Source organism: Marinobacter sp. 1_MG-2023 (genome assembly GCF_030549045.1).
Taxonomy (GTDB): Bacteria; Pseudomonadota; Gammaproteobacteria; order Pseudomonadales; family Oleiphilaceae; genus Marinobacter.
Genome location: NZ_JAUOST010000001.1, coordinates 281,250 through 298,914, shown reverse-complemented (window position 1 = coordinate 298,914; position 17,665 = coordinate 281,250). Strand labels below are relative to the sequence as shown.

Here is a 17,665-nt window from a genome sequence, read left to right as displayed (position 1 = left end):
AAGTTTTGTCCTGGACAGGCGCTTAACGGCTAAGTATAGACACCACAACAGGTTTATGCGCTGCTGTTACGTTGTCCCTGTCGAGCCAAAGCCGCCTTCGCCACGGCTACTGGCGTCAAACTCGGAAACCACTTCGAAATCGGCCTGGATTACTGGCACCAGAACCAGTTGCGCTATCCGCTCACCTACCTCGACCGTAAAAGCGGTGCTACCCCGATTCCAACAGGACACCATCAACTCGCCCTGGTAGTCAGAATCGATAAGCCCGACCAGATTGCCGAGCACAATTCCATGCTTATGCCCGAGACCGCTTCGTGGCAGAATCATAGCCGCCAACGATGGATCGGCAATGTGTATGGATAGCCCGGTCCGGATCAACGTCGTATCTCCGGGGGCCAGTGTCAACGGACCATCAAGGCACGCCCGCAGATCCAGGCCTGCGGAGCCCTCAGTGGCATATGCCGGAAAAGCGATCTCGCTGCCGATCCGGTCATCAAGAATACGTACCTGTAATTTTTTTCTACTCATGTTATCCCTGCTTCAGCTGTTCGCCAATCAGTGCGACAAGGCGTGAACCAATCACCGATTTGCTGTCTGGACCTATGGTTTCCTGCCCTCCGCGCCAGAATACAGTGACAGCGTTATTGTCACTGTTGAACCCCAAACCGGGAGCAGACACATCATTGGCAACAATCATACGCAAGTTTTTGCGCTGCATTTTGTCTTTGGCATAGCGGGCAACATCTGAGGTTTCAGCCGCAAAGCCTACCGTAAACGGTGCATCCCGACGTCCGGCAATAGTGGCCAAGGTATCCGGATTGCGTATCAGTGGCAGAGCCATGGCTTCACTGGATTTCTTGATCTTGTCTCCGGCACAGGTCTCTGGTCGATAATCGGCCACCGCAGCGGTCGCAATAAACAGGTCACAGCCTTCATCCACTGCTTGCGTGGACGCCTGCAGCATGTCGTCCGCGGTAACCACGTTGCGGACTTCGATCCCTGTCGGAGCTGGCAAAGCAACCGGCCCACTGATCAAAACAACGCTGGCACCTGCCTCCCGGGCCGCCACAGCCAATGCATAGCCCATTTTGCCTGAACTGTGGTTACTGATATAGCGCACCGGGTCTATGGGCTCTCGAGTAGGACCTGCCGTAATAACCACTCGCTTACCTGCCAGCCCTTCAGAGCTGGCCTTTTCTCTCATGATCAGCCCTGCGATCACTGCAGCCTCGAGCATTCGCCCGGGGCCATTATCACCACAGGCCTGCTCGCCCTGATCAGGCCCCCAGAGGGTTATCTGCGAATCTTCGCCCAATAAGCGGATATTGCGCTGCGTGCGTGCATTACTCCACATCGCCTGATTCATTGCCGGCACCACAGCAATAGGGGCCTCTGTCGCACAGCACACTGTGGCCAGAAGGTCGTCGGCCATACCCTGAGCAAGTCGCGCAATAAAATCAGCAGAAGCCGGAGCAATAACCACCTGATCGGCCCACTTCGCCAGCTCGATATGACCCATACCAGCTTCGGCTTCGGGATCGAGCAATGAGGTGCGAACTGGCTCGCCGCTAAGTGCCTGAAAAGTCAGAGGCGTCACAAAGGCTTCTGCGCCCCGAGTCATGATTACTCTCACTTCGTAACCAGCCTTTTTCAGCAGGCGTACAAGCTCGGCGCTTTTATAGGCTGCAATGCCGCCTGTTATACCCAGCAGAATTTTCCTGACTGCCATAAAGGCTCCGTATCCACTTAAAAAGAAAGACTTATAAGATAGCATGCCCTGACGATACCGACAGCCTGCCAGAGCCTCAGTACGTTTACCGTTTGTTGCGTTTTGAAGTAACCTTTGTAATTGAAGGGTGCAGGAAGCACCAACGCCATCAAACCAAACGCAAGGAAGCTCAAATGACTGACTCCCTCTGGCCCGTGGATGAACGCCCCCGGGAACGATTGCTTTCCCACGGGCCCGAAAGCCTCTCGGACGCCGAACTCCTGGCCATTTTCTTGCGCACCGGCACCACCGGCATGCCGGTAATGGAGCTTTCAAGATATTTACTACAGGAATTTTCCGGACTGCGTGGGCTGCTGACTGCGTCGCGCAGACAGTTTTGTGGCGTAAAGGGGCTAGGCACCGCAAAATATGCCCAGGTGCAGGCTGCTATGGAAATGGCGCGACGGGTTATGGACGAGCCATTGCGCCAAGGCGATCCGCTGCGCTCACCGGAGGACACCCGGCGCTTCCTCGCAAGCCGGCTGGGCACCTATCCTCACGAAGTTTTCGCGGGCCTTTTTCTTGACAACCGACACCGCGTAATCCAGTACAGAGAGCTGTTTCGGGGCACAGTTGATGGCGCAGCCGTGTATCCGCGCGAGGTGGTCCGCCAAGCCCTTGAAGATAATGCAGCCGCTATTATTTTTGCTCATAATCACCCTTCCGGGGTGGCGGAACCCAGCCAGGCTGATATCTCTCTGACCAAGCGCCTGAAAGAAGCGCTCGGCCTTGTAGATATCAGGGTTCTTGACCATATGGTGATTGGCCACGGTGAGGTAATATCCCTCGCGGAACGTGGATTGATGTAGACCACCATGAATCAGATGTCGGAAAACTGGCCAAATTCCCAACAATTTTTTGCGTTGGGGAGCTGGTTCTGGTATAAAAGCGTCCCTTTCTGGCGGCGTCTGGCGAGCAGCGTTCAGTTTAGAGGCGCAAACAGGGGCGTAACCGTTCCTCGGCAACCAGAGACGCATTAAAAATCGAATTCGCATTTATTAAGACCATTGCTCAGGTCGGAGGCAAGTATGTCCAGAGTTTGTCAGGTAACCGGTAAGCGTCCGGTAGCCGGTAATAATGTATCCCACGCGATGAATCACACTCGTCGTCGTTTTCTGCCGAATCTGCAGAGCCACCGCTTTTGGGTTGAAACCGAGAAGCGTTTCGTGAAGCTGCGCGTATCCACCAAGGGCATGCGCATCATCGACAAAAAAGGTATTGACGCTGTTTTGGCCGATCTTCGTGCCCGCGGCGAGAAATTTTAAGGAGCTGCATCATGCGCGAAAAAATCAAGCTGGTATCTTCAGCAGGCACAGGTCATTTCTACACGACCATGAAGAACAAGCGCAACACCCCGGAAAAAATCGAGATCAAAAAGTATGATCCGGTTGTCCGCAAGCACGTTGCGTACAAGGAAGCCAAGATCAAGTAATTATTGATCCGGCATCCACAAAAAACCCGGCCATGGCCGGGTTTTTTGTGGATGCTTCAAAACTTTTCCAGATATCCATCCGGAAGCGCAATGTCCATAGCAATCGGCAAATGGTCAGACATAGGGTAGCTCACAACCTCAGCACCCCGGATCTGCAGACTCGGGCTCACCAGAATATGATCAAGCGCTTTTTCAGGCCTCCAGCTCGGAAAGCTGTGCGCAGTATCCGGCAAGGGCACCAGATCCGTGTTCCGAAGCGGTGTCCGGGTAAGAAGCTCTTCAGCGTGATTATTCATATCACCCATCAGGATTACATGCCGATACTTTGATATCAGGTCGCTGATAAAACCGAGTTGGCGTTGCTGAGCCGCTTTGCTCAGCGAAAGGTGCATCAGCACCAGAACCAACGGGTCTTCTTCAGTACCGTACCGGGCTACGATAGCACCCCGCCCCGGAATCAACCCCGGCAGCTTGTACTCTTTCACATCCAGCGGCCGAAACCGGCTAAGCAAACCATTGCTATGCTGGGCAATCTGCCCCAGGTTGCGATTCAGCTGCTGGTGCCAATAGGGTATCCCTGCTGCTTCAGCAAGATACTGCACCTGATTGATGTATCCACTGCGCAGACTCCCACCATCACACTCCTGCAAAGCCACCACGTCGTAGTTGCTAAGCAGGGAGGCAATTCGATCCAGATTCTGAATACGGTTGCGATGGGGGAGGAAGTGTTGCCAGCTTCGGGTCAAGTAATGGCGATAGGAAGAAGTGCTGATGCCCACTTGAATATTGAATGTGAGTAGCCGGAGATGACGATCAGGGTTGAACGCAGGCACATGGTCCAGGCCCGAGTTTGAACCTTTCGATTCGGTCCGGGCGTTGACCGCCCCGTCCAACTGTTTCCTGAAGCGTTTATACATAATAAACCTGCTGCGCCGCTCCGCTCGATAAGCCTGAAAGCAAATAAGCCACCCAGCAGAGTACTTTTTTATCAGTCGGCAGCGTGCTCTTTCTCCACCAGATAATCAACGACCTCAAGCGTCGCCTCAAGGCTGCCCGCCATTGAAGCACTAACTGTGTACTTTCCATTTACCAGCATAGTCGGTGTGCCGGTAATGCGCGCGCCCCGGATTTTTGACTGCGCCTGTTGCATGCGGGCATTCACGCCGAAGCTATTGTAGCTATCAAGGAATTCAGCACGATCTACACCATAGTCGGCGACAAAATCGGCCAAAGACTCTCCGTCATTAAGAGGCCTGCGCTGACCTGCCAGAGCTTCAAACAGGGGGTCGTGCAATTCATCCAGAGCATTGATGGCCTCAAGCGCATAGAAGGCTCGGGCATGCGGCTCCCAGGAACTGCCCAGAGCCGCCGGAATGCGCACATAATTCACATAATCGGGGGCTTTCGCCTCCCAGCTCTCAGACAGCGGCTTGAAGTTATAGCAATGCGGGCAGCCATACCAAAAGACTTCAGCCACCTCAACGCCGGAATCACTGCTCGTGCGCACGGGGGTATCCAGTTTTTTGTAGTGCGTACCTTCCTTCCAGTCGTCTGCATGAGCCTGGCCGAATACTGCCAGGGCTGTTAACAGCACCGCGGCTGATCTGAACGCTCGGAACATGAAATATCTCCAGATTATATGAATGTCGTTATCGAGGGATTATGACCCGCCGAACCAGAAAAGTTCCACAGTTTGTGGATTACAGGATCGACAGACAAAAAACCCCGCGCAAGGCGGGGTTTTCGGAAACAGGATTGCTGAATCAGTTGAGGCCAGAAATGTAACTGGCAACAGCTTCGATTTCTGCATCTGTCAGCCTGGCTGAAACATCACCCATGATCAGAGCATTGGCGTTGCTAGCCCGAGTACCGTCACGATAGGCTTTCAGCTGATTGACCAGATATTCGGCGTTCTGCCCTCCGAGGTGCGGATATCCTGCCGGCTCGTTACCCTTACCCTGCGGGTTATGACAGGCTGCACAGGCTGGAACCCCGGAAGCCATGTTGCCACCGCGATAAAGAGCGGCGCCTTTCTCCACCAAATCCGGATCTGCCTGGCTGACCGGCATTTCCTGTTGCGCAAAATACGCTGCCAGATCCTGAAGATCCTGCTCGGATTTACCGTCAAGCTGGCCGGTCATTTCCGGAATAGACCGGGAATTTTCCTGGATAGCCACCAACTGGTCATACATGTACCTTTCACCCAGCCCGGATATTTTTGGATAGGAGCCCATAATCGGCTTCGCTCCACCCTGGCCATGACACGCCTGGCAGGCTACAGCACTCTGCTTGCCCGCTTCAGGATCACCTGCTCCGTGCGCCATAGCTGTAAGGCCAACGCCGAAAACAAACCCTGCGATCAGTTTCTTCATGCTCGCTCCGCTTCTCTCATCTCGAAAATATTCTTTGTTTGCAGCCGGCAGGCGCTGACCAGTCAGGCTCAAAACCGGGACTGACAGCGGTTACGCCAAGCGTACCGCCCGGATTTGGTGTAGCATTATACATTAATCCCTGATAACTGAAATCCAAAGGAAAGCCAACCGCTGTGGACTCTGATCTGACTCAAAAAAGCCTCTCTTTTAACAGCGCCCGCTTCCTGGTCAGCGCCCCCCGATTGGAAGACTGCCCGCCAGACACGGGTGCCGAAGTCGCCTTTGCCGGGCGTTCGAACGCAGGAAAATCCAGCGCTTTGAATGCAATCACTGCCATTGGCAAGCTGGCACGAACCAGTAAGACGCCCGGGCGCACGCGCTTGATCAACTTTTTCTCCCTGAACCGCGAGCATGCCAGGCTAGTAGACCTGCCAGGATATGGCTACGCGAAAGTATCTCGGGACATGAAAGACGATTGGCAGAAACACCTCGGCCACTACCTGAACGACCGTAGGTGCCTGCGCGGCCTGGTCCTGGTCATGGATATCCGCCACCCACTCACCGATTTCGACCAAATGATGGTGGAATGGTGCGAGCATAACAAGCTGCCACTCATGATTCTTGCAACCAAAGCGGACAAACTCAAGTTTGGGCAGGCGAAAAACAGCATGCTGGATATAGCGCGCCGCTTGGAGGCGTTCACCTGTGTTCAACACCTGGTCATGTTTTCAGCCACTTCAAAACGTGGCGTTGATGAGTGCCGGGCGGCGCTGATTGATTGGCTGGAAGGTCCCGGGGAGCTACGGGATTAACTTGTAAAAGACCGGCCTGTGAAAAAACAGGCCGGTAAAGCGTCAGGGTTTGCGACGTGCTAAAACCTGAGAACTCACTCAGGAGGCGCCGGAAATGTCCGAATCTCCAGCACCACTGATTATGACCAACTCGATCACCAAAGGTTCCTGGCCAGTCAGGCTTCTATCTGTTTTCACCCCGACCAGTGGCGTTTTCAATATGCCGGGCTTTCCAACATACCTTTCTGCTCCGGCATTGTTGGCCGGTACTTCTCCCGCAGCGCCATAACCTGTTCCCGGTATGCCGGCGTCAGGTAGGGAAGTTCAAGCGTGAGCACCTGATAAATACCCTGCTTAAGCTCATGAATAGTCAGACAGGCCGAAGCTTTGGCTGCATGCGCCGTCTTCAGGAAAGCCATCCAGTTGGTAATCACAAGCCAGACATTCAGCGACATCGCCGCCCGGAGACCCTCTGGCTGCGGCTCTACGATGCCTGCATCTGCCAGCTTCTCAAATATTCGGCTGATCGCCGCGAGGCATCGGTTGGTAAATTCCCGGTAGTCACTGCGCAGGCGCGGATCTCTGTCCAGCAGGTATTCGAGATCCCGGTGGAAAAACCGGTAACTCCAAAGCCCATCAAACACCGACTCGAGGTAGAACGTCATGTCGTCAAGGGTCAAAAGCCGGTCTTCCGGAATATCCAGATAGAAATCCACCAGTTTTTCATATTCCTGGAATATCTCGTAGATGATGTCGGACTTGTTGCGGAAGTGGTAATAAAGGTTGCCCGGCGAAATGGCCAGGTAGGCAGCTATATGGTTGGTTGTAACGTTTCGCTCACCCTGTTCATTAAACAACTCAAGGCTGGACAACAATATTTTGTCTCTGGTCTTCATAAGCTCATCGGCGCTTGTTGTTTTACAGCGCGCATATGGCCCGATTGGCCATTGGGCACGCTTGACTACCTAGAGTATATACTCTAATAATACTCTCCAGTGCAAATTGAGCGTTTTTTCGCCAACATATAACAACAGGTTGTCGCCGCAAAACGACGGCAGCCAAGGGAGGACACCATGAGTGCCAGCGTTGTTCAGCTCACTGAGAGCAAAAAACATATTCAGCACACTCATCGGGTGTTTGAAGATCAAAAAAAAGCATTTCACAACGACCCGACGCCGCCGCTAGCGGAGCGCCAGGAAAACCTGAAGCGCCTCAAGCAGGCTCTGCTGGACTATCAGGACCGCCTTCTTGACGCCATTGACCTGGATTTTTCATGCCGCTCAAAAGATGAGTCCCTGATTGCCGAAGTAATGCCTTCAATCCAGGGGATCAACTACACTCTGAAAAACCTTGGTGGCTGGATGAAGCCTTCGCGCAGGCACGTCTCCATATTGTTCCAGCCCGCCAGCAACAAGGTCTGCTTTCAGCCCAAAGGCGTTGTGGGCGTTATTGTGCCCTGGAACTACCCTCTCTACCTGGCTGTCGGGCCTCTCGTTGCCTCGCTTGCTGCGGGCAACCGCACCATGATCAAAATGTCGGAATTCACACCCCATACATCAGCCCTGTTCAAAGAGCTTATTGAAGCCACTTTTCCGGAAGATCTGGTGTCGGTCATCAATGGTGAGGCTGACGTTGCCGCCGACTTTTCGGCCCGGCCGTTTGATCATATGCTGTTCACCGGCTCCACTTCCGTGGGCAAACTGGTGATGCGCGCCGCTTCTGAAAATCTGACCCCGGTTACTCTGGAACTGGGAGGTAAATCACCAGCCATCGTTTCCCCGGATGTGCCCATGGAAGACGCGGCTCAGCGCATTGCTTTCGGCAAGGCATTCAACGCCGGCCAGACCTGTGTGGCACCAGATTACGTGCTCTGCCCTGCCGACCGGACTCAAGCCTTCGTAGACGAGTTCCGCGCCCGCCTTGCGGCAATGTACCCTTCATTGCGCGACAACGATGACTACACCGCCATTATCAATGAGCGCCAGTACAACCGCTTGCAAGGCTACCTGGAGGATGCCAGATCCAAGGGTGCCGAGTTGGTCGAGATGAATCCGGCGCAGGAAAACATGGGCGATGGCACCTACAAAATTCCGGTGACACTAGTGCTGAAAACCACGCCGGACATGAAGCTCATGCAGGATGAGATCTTCGGCCCGATCCTCCCGATAGTGAGCTATGGCAACCTTGATGAGGCGATTCAGTACATCAACGACCGACCGCGCCCGCTGGCCCTGTATTTTTTCGGCTACGATCGCGACCAGCAGCATCAGGTTATCGACAACACTCTCTCGGGGGGGATGTGCATCAACGATTCACTTATGCATGTCGCCCAGGATGACCTGCCTTTCGGCGGTGTAGGCGATTCAGGCATGGGGCATTATCACGGCAAGGAAGGGTTCCTTACGTTCTCACACCAGAGGGCCATTTTTTCCAAGCAGAAATTTAACAGTGGAAAGTTTGTCTATCCCCCTTACGGAACATCTTTCCACAAAATGGTTTACAAGTTCTTTATCCGCTGAGTCTTCCAAGCTATATCCGGGGTGCTCATACGCCCCGGCGATCGCCATAAACAAAATAAAAGCGAGCCACCCATGCCCAACCACTTTAGCCCATCCGATGGACTCGATTCTGTGTCCCTGAACCGACGCAGCTTTCTGCGTACCGGTCTCGGTGGCGCCCTGTTTCTCGGTACTGTCAGTGTCACCGCCGGCTTGAGCGGCTGTGCAACAGCACCTGCCGGCCGGCTCGGCGCCGTTGAGACGCGCATGGACGCCCGCTACCAGTTCCAGTTTTTGACAACTGCAGACATTGAACTGCTTGAAGCCCTGCTTCCCGCCATCCTTGGCTCGGCACTCCCCGAGCAAGCCAATGCCCGGCGCATGATTATCGCCAGCACCGTTGAGCGCATTGATGCAGGCATTCACAAATTCGGGCCAACCAATCAGAAAGAACTCCGGCAACTGTTTGACCTGCTCAACTTTGGCCTGACGCGGGTAACTGTTGCCCGAGTCTGGCCATCCTGGCGCAATGTCACCACAGAGCAGGCTGACGCGTTCCTGGAACGCTGGCGCTCAAGCAACATCGGGTTATTCAATAACGGCTATATGGCGCTCACCAAAATAAGCAATGTGGCGTTTTACGGCTACCAGGAGAACTGGCACATTTCGGGTTATCCGGGCCCACCCGAATGGGCCGTAAAAGCCCTGCCACAATTCCGCAACGTGTAAATTTCAGCCTGCCGCTTTAGTTTGCTGTATTAGTCTAAATTAGGGATTCACCAACCATGTCGTTCACTGATCGCATTGCCCAGGGCCTGGAATCCGGATGGAAAGTCACCGACGGCGCTACCCTTACCGAAAGCCAGACCGTAGAAGCGGATGTTGTAATCGTCGGCACCGGGGCCGGCGGCGGCACTACGGCTGAAATCCTCGCCAAAAGGGGCCTCTCGGTCATCCTGGTGGAAGAAGGTCGGCTGTATTACCAGAAAGACTTCAAAATGGACGAGCTTACGTCCTACGCAAACCTGTACCAGGAAGGTATGAGCCGCGCCACCAGAGACGGCTCCATTGCCATTCTGCAGGGCAGATGCGTGGGTGGATCAACCACCGTCAACTGGACCAGCAGCTTTCGTACGCCAGATGCAACGCTTGATTACTGGGGCGAACGCTTTGGGCTTGATGCACTGAACCCCGAGGCCATGGCACCCTGGTTCGCTGGCCGGGAAGCACGACATTCCATGTCGCCCTGGGAGATGGCTCCGAATCTCAATAACGACATCCTGCGTCAGGGCTGTGAAAAACTCGGTTATAGCTGGCAGATTATCCCGCGGAATGTGAAAGGTTGCTGGAACCTCGGGTATTGCGGCGTAGGTTGCCCGACCAACGCCAAACAGGGTGCCTTGATGACCACGGTTCCCGGAGCGCTTGATCATAACGCCCGGTTATTCCACGGTTTGCGCGCCGAGCGACTGATAATGAACCAGGATCGCATCGAATCATTGCAGGCCAGCGCCATGACCAGTGATGGCCTTACACCCTCCGGCGTTACAGTCACACTGAAAGCCAGGCATTTTGTGGTCGCCGCGAGCGCTATAGGTTCGCCCGGCCTGCTGCTGCGTTCCGGATTGCCCGACCCTTATGATCGCGTTGGCAAACGCTCGTTTATTCACCCGGTTAACGCCAGTGTTGCGCAAATGCCAAAGCTGGTAGACCCGTTCTACGGTGCGCCACAGTCTGTCTATTCTGACGAGTTCAACTTCAGCAAGGGTGTAGAGGGAGAGGCAGGTTATAAACTGGAGGTGCCACCACTGCACCCGGCCATGTCTGCCGGTGTTGTCCCGGGCCACGGAGATAAACAGGCTGAAAATCTGGCGCGACTACCCTGGATGCAGTCTGTTATCGCACTTCTGCGAGATGGTTTTCACGAGAACAGCCCGGGCGGCACTGTATCGCTCCGCGATGACGGCAGCCCGGTACTGGACTATCCGGTCACCGACTATCTCTGGAAGGGCATCCGCAATGCCTTCTACACCATGGCCGAAATCCAGTTTGCGGCTGGCGCCGACCGGGTGCGGCTGATGCATCTGGATTCAGACTGGTACTCCAGCTGGGCTGACGCCAAAGCAGCTATCGACGGCCTTGTCATGGCACCCCACCGGGTCCGCCTGTTTACAGCCCACCAAATGGGTGGTTGCGGCATGGGAAGCAAGCCGGAGGAATCTGTGGTCAACGGATTTGGCGAGCATCACCACGTCAGCAACCTCAGTGTGCACGATGCTTCTATTTTCCCGACCAGCATCGGCGCCAATCCGCAGCTGTCGGTTTATGCTTTAGCCGCAAGAAACAGCTCCCGTCTGGCGCAGCGGCTACAGAAATAGCAGAAATACTGGTAATCTGGCGGCCTGACAAAAAGGAGCTGTGCATGTCTAAAGTCATTTACCCGGGCACCTTTGACCCCATCACCAACGGTCACACGGATCTTATCGAACGTGCCAGCCGCATGTTTGATGAGGTTGTTGTTGCAGTAGCCTATAACTCCAAGAAAAAGCCACTGTTTGACGTTGACGAGCGCTGCGAACTGGTTCGAAAGGCAACGCCTCACATTCCCAACGTCACTGTGACCGGGTTCAGCTATCTGCTTGCCGATTTCGTCCGTGACCAGGGTGCTACGGTTATTATCCGTGGCCTGCGGGCAGTATCCGATTTCGAGTATGAGTTTCAGCTGGCAGATATGAATCGCCGGCTGGCACCGGAACTGGAAAGCGTGTTCCTGACGCCTTCCAACCACCTTTCCTACATTTCCTCCAGTCTGATTCGGGAAATTGCGTCCCTGGGGGGCGATGTATCCGAATTTGTTGATCCGGCTGTGGAAGTCGCCCTGAAAAAGAAGTTCAGCGAGGCCTGAAGCACCTGCTGATAACAAAAAAGCCCCGACCGGGGCTTTTTTTCATGCTTGAAAAAACGCTAAAACAGAGGCGGCAGCGGAATTTCCTGACCGTTAACATTTATAACCATGTCGTTCAGCTTCGCCGCCATTACCAGCCGATCTCCTTCTTGCACAAGCAACCCCTGCTTGACCAGGGGCGCAAGCTGCATACGCACAGCCGGATAATCTTCCTCCAGCGCCGAAGGCACGCTCAGGTTCATTTCGCCAGTTAACTGCTGCATCACCATAAGCATTTCTGCTTTCTGGTCGGTGGTCAGCTCGGGATGACTGATCAACAGGCTGCCCGTTAACTCGCCTTCTGGCGTATCCAATGTGAGCTCAGGGAGTCCGACGGTAAAACCGGCCGCCGACAGATCGCGCAGGGCTGTACTCACCTCACCCATGGCAGCCATCTGTCGCTCAAACGCTTCCGGGCCACCAGCATCGGGAGCCAGCGCCATTCCCTGAAGCTCTGCCATGCTGGTTGTCAATGCACCCCAGCTTGCAACATCCAGGTTTTCCAGTGCGAATACAATGGTATGCGGGCCATAGGCCTGGTCTTCATAACCAACCTTGCCTGCCTCAATCGACAGCCTTGAATCCAGACGCTCTCCGCCAGCATTGGCCTGGGTGCTGCTGCGCGCCTGCAAATCCTCTATCGTTAACCGGGGAGTCCCAGGAGATGTCAGAGCAACCGAGGCAATAGATGCGTCCATGGTTCCAGTCCAGACATCGCCGCTGAGGTGAGCCATGTCCTGCTCAACACGGAAGTCATTCACGCGAATGCTCATGTCTGGTCCGGAGAAGCTCAGTTGCGGCCAGACGACCAGCGCTTCTGCCTGCGAGCCAGTGTCACTGACTTCAATTCGGGCAATGCCGCCGCTGGTACGGAGTGATTCTCCACTTTCGGGATTATTGATCGCAATGGCCGGGGCTTCCAGCTCAAGCACAGCAGTGCCCCAAAGGCGCGTTTCCAGGGTCAGCCTTGGGTGCTCTTCAAACCAGTTGGCACCCTCAGGCGCCCAGCCTTCCACCGGCTTGAAATCAATAAAGCTCCCGGTCACACCGTGAGTCACCTTGGCTCGGTAGGCAATCGGACGGGTCTCTCCGCTATCAGGATTTAAAACCGTTACAACCCCATCCAGCTCCGACCCGAAATAACCACGGCGATAGTCGTCTGTTTGCATCTGCAAAAACGGCTGCGCCTGGTTCAGTTCACGGGTAACCTCTTGCCACTGCTTCTCGGTTACGTAACCCACTGCCCATGGCATTGCGCCCGCAACAATCAATACGCCGGCGCCGGCAATTATCCACTTTGCTTTCAAGAACTCTCTCCATCTGAAAATATCAGGATTTGCCGGTCAGGCGTTCTAGTAATACCAGTTGCGATGCCACACGCTCTTCACCCTCGGCCGGCTGATTCTGGATATAACTGCCATCCGTTTGCAATACCCAGGACTGGCAGTTGTCTGCAAGGTACGCATCGAGGTCTTCTCGGACCCGCGCGACCAGCTCGGGATCTTCGATCGGAAACGCCGTCTCAACCCGGTTAAGCAGGTTACGCTCCATGCCATCGGCACTGGAGCAATAGACATCGGGCTTTCCGTTGTTTCCGAAGCAGTAAATTCGGGTGTGCTCCAGAAAACGCCCAACAATAGAGCGCACCTGAATGTTTTCCGAAAGTCCCGGAATACCTGGCTTCAAGCTGCAAATACCACGCACGATCAAATCAATTTTCACGCCCGCCTGGGAGGCCCGGTAAAGCGCCTTGATCAACTGAATTTCAGTCAGTCCATTGATCTTGATAACAATACGCCCCTTGCTGCCCAGAGCGGTTTCACGCTCAATCAGGCCCAGCAGTCTGGAAAGGAGCGTAAACGGTGCATGGAACAATTTCTTGATTTTCAGAGCTTTGCCCATACCCGTCAATTGCTGGAACAGCTTGTTCACATCGTCGCCGATCGACTCATCACAGGTCAGAAAACTGTAGTCAGTGTACAGGCGCGCGTTGCCTGCATGGTAGTTACCAGTTCCCAAGTGCACATAGCGGCGCAGGCGCCCTTCTTCGCGACGAACGATCAAAATCATTTTTGCGTGGGTCTTGTATCCCACAACACCGTAAACCACGATGACACCGGCTTCCTGCAGGCGGCTTGCCAGCTCAAGGTTTTCAGCTTCGCTGAATCGTGCCCGCAGCTCAACAACCGCAGTAACCTCTTTACCCCGGCGGGCTGCATCAGCCAGAGCCTCAACAATCTCCGAACCAGCCCCGGTACGGTAGAGGGTTTGCCGAATCGCTAAAACTTGTGGGTCCTTCGCCGCCTGACGCAGTAAATCAACGACCGGGCTGAAATTCTGAAACGGGTGATGCAACAGAATCGGCTGCTTTCGGATTGCATCGAAGATGGTCTCCTTGCTTCGAATCGCCTTGGGGATGGAGGGCGAAAAACCAGCATAAGAAAGATCAGGACGGTCCACCAGGCTGGTGACAGCCATCAGCCGGGTGAGGTTCACGGGCCCGTTCACCTGGTAGAGGTCCCGCGCAGCCAGGCCAAACTCCGTCAACAGGAACTGCACCAGCTCCTGCGGACAATTGTCCGCGACCTCCAGCCGCACACCGTCGCCAAACCTGCGACTGAGAAGCTCGCCGCGTAAAGCCGATGCCAGATCTTCAAGATCATCTTCCAGCTCCAGGTCGGCGTTGCGCGTAAGCCGGAACTGGTAGCAGCCTTTAACTTCCATTCCGGGGAAAAGCTCATCCGCGTGAGCATGAATCATGGAGGAGAGGAATACCAGATTCTCTCCGCCACTACAGATTTCATCCGGCAGGCGCACGAGCCTCGGCAATGAGCGCGGCGCAGGCACGATGGCCATACCGGTCTCGCGACCAAAGGCATCCTTGCCATCGAGTTCAACAATAAAGTTCAGGCTTTTGTTCACCAGTCGCGGAAACGGGTGCGAGGGATCCAGGCCAATGGGACTGACAACAGGCAGAATTTCATCTTCAAAATAATTGCGCACCCACTCCGCCTGCTCAGGCGTCCACTCCCGGCGTCGCACGAAGTGGATATTCTCTTTTTCCATCTCCGGAATCAGAACGTTGTTCAGGATGTCGTACTGCTCATTAATGTACTCATGGGCAACACGGCTGATTTCGCTCAGCGCCTGCTCAGGGATCATGCCATCAGCACCAACGGTTTCCCTGCCGTACTTCATCTGCTGACGCAGGCCAGCTACGCGGATTTCAAAGAACTCATCCATGTTGCTACTGAAAATACAACAGAACATCAGGCGATTAAAAAGCGGATGAGTGGTATCAAGCGCCTGTTTGAGCACCCGGTAATTGAACTGAAGCAGGCTCAGTTCACGGTTGAAGTAGTTCTCACTGGCATCCAGGTTGATAACTTCTCCCGCTGGCGGGGCATCCACCGGAGCCGGAACACTCCGCTCTTCGCTCGCTGTCTGCTTGCTGGTAATTTCCGTCGTCATGACCTTTCCGTTCCTGTGTGGTTTACACCCCGAGCAAGTCCCGGCGGCGAATGATGTACAACATATGTGAAAAAGGAATCAGGGTCTCTGATCCCGCATCAGGCGTGCAGCCCGCACCGCAAAATAGGTAAGAATGCCATCGGCCCCGGCTCGCCGCATGGCCATGAGGCTTTCCATCATGACCTTGTCGCCATCAAGCCAGCCATTCTGCTCAGCTGCCAGGTGCATGGCGTACTCGCCGCTGACCTGATACACGAACGTGGGCACCTGCAACTCTGTTTTTACCCTGTGAACGATATCCAGATATGGCATACCGGGCTTGATCATCACCATGTCCGCACCTTCGGCAAGATCCATCATCACCTCATGAATCGCCTCGTTGCTGTTGGCCGGATCCATCTGATAAGTGGCCTTGTTGCTTTTACCCAGGTTTGCTGCAGAGCCGACGGCATCCCGGAAGGGCCCGTAATAGGCAGACGCGTACTTGGCAGAGTAAGCCAGGATACGGGTATTTACATGACCTGCAGACTCCAACGCTTCTCGCATGGCAGCAACACGGCCGTCCATCATATCGGAGGGTGCGACAACATCGGCGCCGGCTTCCGCATGGGACAACGCCTGATTCACCAGCGCTTCCACGGTAATATCATTCAATACATAGCCATCGTTATCGATGATGCCGTCCTGGCCGTGCGTGGTGAAGGGATCCAAAGCCACATCGGTGATGACTCCCAGCTCCGGATAGGCCTTTTTCAGCGCTCGAACGGCTCGCTGCGCCAACCCTTCAGAGTCCCAGGCACCGGAGCCTGAGAGATTTTTCTTCTCTGCCGCAACCACGGGGAAAAGTGCCACTGCGGGAATTCCAAGCTCCACCAGTTCCGCAGCCTGTTCAACCAGCAAATCAATGCTCAAGCGATCCACGCCCGGCATCGACGGCACACTTTCACGCTGCCCTTCACCTTCAAGCACGAAAACCGGATAGATCAGGTTGTCCGGCGTCAGCTGGTTTTCCCTCACGAGTCGACGGGAAAAGTCACTGGCCCGATTCCGACGCAGACGGGTAGCGGGAAAAGCACGGGGTGTAGATAACGACACAGAAAACCTCCTGAGTGGCACTGCTAAAGAGTTGGATCGAAAAGCCTGGGGCACTGACGGCACCTTTACGTCATCATACACCTCCGAAGCCTCTGGTTGCAGGCTATCGCCGGATACAGGTGCAGGCTGCATCACTGAACCGAGTCCAATGCTTGCGCCCGGATGCGTTCAGTTTCACTAAAGTACTTTTCGCGTAACAGGGCCAGTCCCTGCTCACGTTCAGGCTCCGCCAGACCGGACACATTCAAAGTGTCCCGTTCTTTTGCATAGGACTGCCAACGTCGATTCCAGTCCTCCTGCTCCGCACTCAGTTCCTCCAGCCTTTGTGCCGCTTCCTCTCCGAACTCCTGTTGACGCCAGGCTCTCAACGCCTCTGGATCGCTGCCCAGCGACTCCCGAACCTGCTCGTAACGGGCAAATTTCCGAGTGTCCTGCCGGGCCTGGCGCACGCTTTCAGGCAAAGCCATTTCAGCTTTAGCAAGAGCTTCATTCCGCTGCTGTTCAGACAAGCCTCCATCCATGCCAATACCCAGTCTGGCAAGCTGATAGCGATCTATCGCTTCTTCATCAGAAAAAAAAGCCTCTGCGGTATCCGCGTCCAGCCACGTTCTTCGAAGCGCCTGAATTTCTGCCATCCGACGTTGAATTTCTTCAGGACCGCCCGCTCCTGTTTCTCCATAAGCTGCCTCCAGGTCCGCGAGCGCGAGCTTGTAATCCAGATATCGCCCCAGAGTGTCAAATGCCTGGGCTCGTGCAGGTTCTTCCAGAAGCGAGAGCGCAAGCCGGATTCTGGCTACCAACTGCACCAGTGTTTCTTCACCGAGTGCAGACAGATAATACTCAAACAGCTGCCGCAGTTCGCCCGTGGGAACAAGGTTGCCCAAACGATCTGTTATGGCCCAACCGCCAGGTTCTGAGGTGCCCTCCAGAGACGATGGGCGCTGAGCCGGCACACTGAGCTCCGCGGCACCTGCGACCATCACCGAGGGCGACTTTTGAGGCGCTGCTGTATAGCCGGCGTCTGCACTCGTGTTACCTGCAGAGTGATCAGAAGAACGGGCGGAAGCCGGTTGCTCCTCAGAACCATCAGCAAACAGCGCAAATACAATCACAACAGCTATAATCACCGGTACGATATAGGAGAGCCTGAAAACAGATTTCATGATCATGGTCAGAACCGGCGTATCGATTGAATGTACTTCAGGTCCGGGAACCGGAAACGAAACCTTTGTTACAGGGGAAATAATAGGCAGAGCCGAAGCGTTTTACCGAGACAGACCACAAAAACAGGCCG

The 17,665-nt window shown here is 54.7% G+C and carries 18 protein-coding genes; 8 read left to right on the top strand and 10 right to left on the bottom strand.

All coding sequences use genetic code 11. The features are described from left to right. Window positions 1-66: 66 nt before the first annotated feature. Window positions 67-528 (bottom strand): dUTP diphosphatase, encoded by a 462-nt coding sequence (gene dut / locus Q4606_RS01405; protein ID WP_303606442.1) that lies wholly within the window; start codon window positions 526-528, stop codon window positions 67-69. A 1-nt stretch (window position 529) separates the two neighbouring features. After that, the gene (coaBC, locus tag Q4606_RS01400) at window positions 530-1,729 is read right to left on the bottom strand and encodes a bifunctional phosphopantothenoylcysteine decarboxylase/phosphopantothenate--cysteine ligase CoaBC (RefSeq protein ID WP_303606441.1); all 1,200 of its coding nucleotides are present in this window, start codon (window positions 1,727-1,729) and stop codon (window positions 530-532) included. 173 nt (window positions 1,730-1,902) lie between these two features. Here coaBC and radC point away from each other — a divergent pair, with 173 nt between their 5' ends. The 3 genes from radC (at window position 1,903) to rpmG (ending at window position 3,200) form a co-directional block, all read left to right on the top strand. After that, window positions 1,903-2,577: a DNA repair protein RadC gene (gene radC, locus Q4606_RS01395; RefSeq protein WP_303594622.1), complete on the top strand. Its 675-nt coding sequence runs from the start codon at window positions 1,903-1,905 to the stop codon at window positions 2,575-2,577. A gap of 219 nt (window positions 2,578-2,796) precedes the next feature. Continuing rightward, entirely contained in the window at window positions 2,797-3,033 is a 237-nt protein-coding gene (gene rpmB / locus Q4606_RS01390; protein ID WP_096783936.1) for a 50S ribosomal protein L28, read from the top strand. Window positions 3,034-3,044: 11 nt separating this feature from the next. Then, complete coding sequence (gene rpmG, locus Q4606_RS01385; RefSeq protein ID WP_071263342.1) at window positions 3,045-3,200, top strand: 50S ribosomal protein L33; 156 nt, start codon at window positions 3,045-3,047, stop codon at window positions 3,198-3,200. A gap of 56 nt (window positions 3,201-3,256) precedes the next feature. Here rpmG and Q4606_RS01380 read toward each other — a convergent pair whose 3' ends face one another. The 3 genes from Q4606_RS01380 to Q4606_RS01370 form a co-directional block, all read right to left on the bottom strand. After that, window positions 3,257-4,117: an endonuclease/exonuclease/phosphatase family protein gene (locus Q4606_RS01380; protein WP_303594661.1), complete on the bottom strand. Its 861-nt coding sequence runs from the start codon at window positions 4,115-4,117 to the stop codon at window positions 3,257-3,259. Between the two features lie 71 nt (window positions 4,118-4,188). Beyond that, window positions 4,189-4,821 (bottom strand): thiol:disulfide interchange protein DsbA/DsbL, encoded by a 633-nt coding sequence (locus tag Q4606_RS01375; RefSeq protein ID WP_303594663.1) that lies wholly within the window; start codon window positions 4,819-4,821, stop codon window positions 4,189-4,191. A gap of 142 nt (window positions 4,822-4,963) precedes the next feature. Continuing rightward, a complete protein-coding gene (locus tag Q4606_RS01370) occupies window positions 4,964-5,572 on the bottom strand; it encodes a cytochrome c (protein WP_303594664.1) in 609 nt (202 codons plus the stop codon). A 173-nt stretch (window positions 5,573-5,745) separates the two neighbouring features. Between Q4606_RS01370 and yihA the strand changes: the two genes are divergently transcribed. Beyond that, entirely contained in the window at window positions 5,746-6,384 is a 639-nt protein-coding gene (gene yihA, locus Q4606_RS01365) for a ribosome biogenesis GTP-binding protein YihA/YsxC (RefSeq protein ID WP_303594665.1), read from the top strand. 194 nt (window positions 6,385-6,578) lie between these two features. Here the strand turns inward: yihA and Q4606_RS01360 are convergent, their stop codons facing one another. Beyond that, window positions 6,579-7,259, bottom strand: coding sequence for a TetR/AcrR family transcriptional regulator (locus Q4606_RS01360; RefSeq protein ID WP_303594667.1), 681 nt, complete (start codon window positions 7,257-7,259; stop codon window positions 6,579-6,581). A gap of 177 nt (window positions 7,260-7,436) precedes the next feature. Between Q4606_RS01360 and Q4606_RS01355 the strand changes: the two genes are divergently transcribed. From Q4606_RS01355 to coaD, 4 genes are all read left to right on the top strand, one after another. Next, complete coding sequence (locus tag Q4606_RS01355; protein ID WP_303606440.1) at window positions 7,437-8,882, top strand: coniferyl aldehyde dehydrogenase; 1,446 nt, start codon at window positions 7,437-7,439, stop codon at window positions 8,880-8,882. Window positions 8,883-8,954: 72 nt separating this feature from the next. After that, a complete protein-coding gene (locus Q4606_RS01350) occupies window positions 8,955-9,590 on the top strand; it encodes a hypothetical protein (protein WP_303594671.1) in 636 nt (211 codons plus the stop codon). A 56-nt stretch (window positions 9,591-9,646) separates the two neighbouring features. Next, window positions 9,647-11,239, top strand: a complete 1,593-nt coding sequence (locus tag Q4606_RS01345; RefSeq protein ID WP_303606439.1) for a GMC family oxidoreductase — start codon at window positions 9,647-9,649, stop codon at window positions 11,237-11,239. A gap of 44 nt (window positions 11,240-11,283) precedes the next feature. Then, window positions 11,284-11,766, top strand: a complete 483-nt coding sequence (coaD, locus tag Q4606_RS01340; protein ID WP_303594674.1) for a pantetheine-phosphate adenylyltransferase — start codon at window positions 11,284-11,286, stop codon at window positions 11,764-11,766. Window positions 11,767-11,825: 59 nt separating this feature from the next. Here the strand turns inward: coaD and Q4606_RS01335 are convergent, their stop codons facing one another. The 4 genes from Q4606_RS01335 to Q4606_RS01320 all read right to left on the bottom strand — a co-directional run bounded on the left by Q4606_RS01335 (window position 11,826) and on the right by Q4606_RS01320 (window position 17,540). Beyond that, window positions 11,826-13,112 (bottom strand): DUF945 family protein, encoded by a 1,287-nt coding sequence (locus tag Q4606_RS01335; protein WP_303606438.1) that lies wholly within the window; start codon window positions 13,110-13,112, stop codon window positions 11,826-11,828. A 22-nt stretch (window positions 13,113-13,134) separates the two neighbouring features. Then, window positions 13,135-15,276 (bottom strand): polyphosphate kinase 1, encoded by a 2,142-nt coding sequence (ppk1, locus tag Q4606_RS01330; protein ID WP_303594678.1) that lies wholly within the window; start codon window positions 15,274-15,276, stop codon window positions 13,135-13,137. A 78-nt stretch (window positions 15,277-15,354) separates the two neighbouring features. Beyond that, window positions 15,355-16,371 carry a porphobilinogen synthase gene (hemB, locus tag Q4606_RS01325; RefSeq protein WP_303606437.1) on the bottom strand — a complete coding sequence of 339 codons (1,017 nt, stop codon included), beginning with the start codon at window positions 16,369-16,371 and terminating at the stop codon, window positions 15,355-15,357. Between the two features lie 131 nt (window positions 16,372-16,502). Next, window positions 16,503-17,540, bottom strand: a complete 1,038-nt coding sequence (locus tag Q4606_RS01320) for a lipase secretion chaperone (RefSeq protein WP_303606436.1) — start codon at window positions 17,538-17,540, stop codon at window positions 16,503-16,505. Between the last annotated feature and the right edge of the window lie 125 nt (window positions 17,541-17,665).

Coding starts and splice junctions, on each gene's coding strand:
- Q4606_RS01345 (WP_303606439.1), top strand. CDS start 9,647: ATGTCGTTCACTGATCGCATTGCCCAGGGCCTGGAATCCGGATGGAAA.
- Q4606_RS01350 (WP_303594671.1), top strand. CDS start 8,955: ATGCCCAACCACTTTAGCCCATCCGATGGACTCGATTCTGTGTCCCTG.
- Q4606_RS01370 (WP_303594664.1), bottom strand. CDS start 5,572: ATGAAGAAACTGATCGCAGGGTTTGTTTTCGGCGTTGGCCTTACAGCT.
- rpmG (WP_071263342.1), top strand. CDS start 3,045: ATGCGCGAAAAAATCAAGCTGGTATCTTCAGCAGGCACAGGTCATTTC.
- radC (WP_303594622.1), top strand. CDS start 1,903: ATGACTGACTCCCTCTGGCCCGTGGATGAACGCCCCCGGGAACGATTG.
- rpmB (WP_096783936.1), top strand. CDS start 2,797: ATGTCCAGAGTTTGTCAGGTAACCGGTAAGCGTCCGGTAGCCGGTAAT.
- Q4606_RS01355 (WP_303606440.1), top strand. CDS start 7,437: ATGAGTGCCAGCGTTGTTCAGCTCACTGAGAGCAAAAAACATATTCAG.
- Q4606_RS01380 (WP_303594661.1), bottom strand. CDS start 4,117: ATGTATAAACGCTTCAGGAAACAGTTGGACGGGGCGGTCAACGCCCGG.
- dut (WP_303606442.1), bottom strand. CDS start 528: ATGAGTAGAAAAAAATTACAGGTACGTATTCTTGATGACCGGATCGGC.
- Q4606_RS01360 (WP_303594667.1), bottom strand. CDS start 7,259: ATGAAGACCAGAGACAAAATATTGTTGTCCAGCCTTGAGTTGTTTAAT.
- coaBC (WP_303606441.1), bottom strand. CDS start 1,729: ATGGCAGTCAGGAAAATTCTGCTGGGTATAACAGGCGGCATTGCAGCC.
- coaD (WP_303594674.1), top strand. CDS start 11,284: ATGTCTAAAGTCATTTACCCGGGCACCTTTGACCCCATCACCAACGGT.
- Q4606_RS01320 (WP_303606436.1), bottom strand. CDS start 17,540: ATGATCATGAAATCTGTTTTCAGGCTCTCCTATATCGTACCGGTGATT.
- Q4606_RS01375 (WP_303594663.1), bottom strand. CDS start 4,821: ATGTTCCGAGCGTTCAGATCAGCCGCGGTGCTGTTAACAGCCCTGGCA.
- ppk1 (WP_303594678.1), bottom strand. CDS start 15,276: ATGACGACGGAAATTACCAGCAAGCAGACAGCGAGCGAAGAGCGGAGT.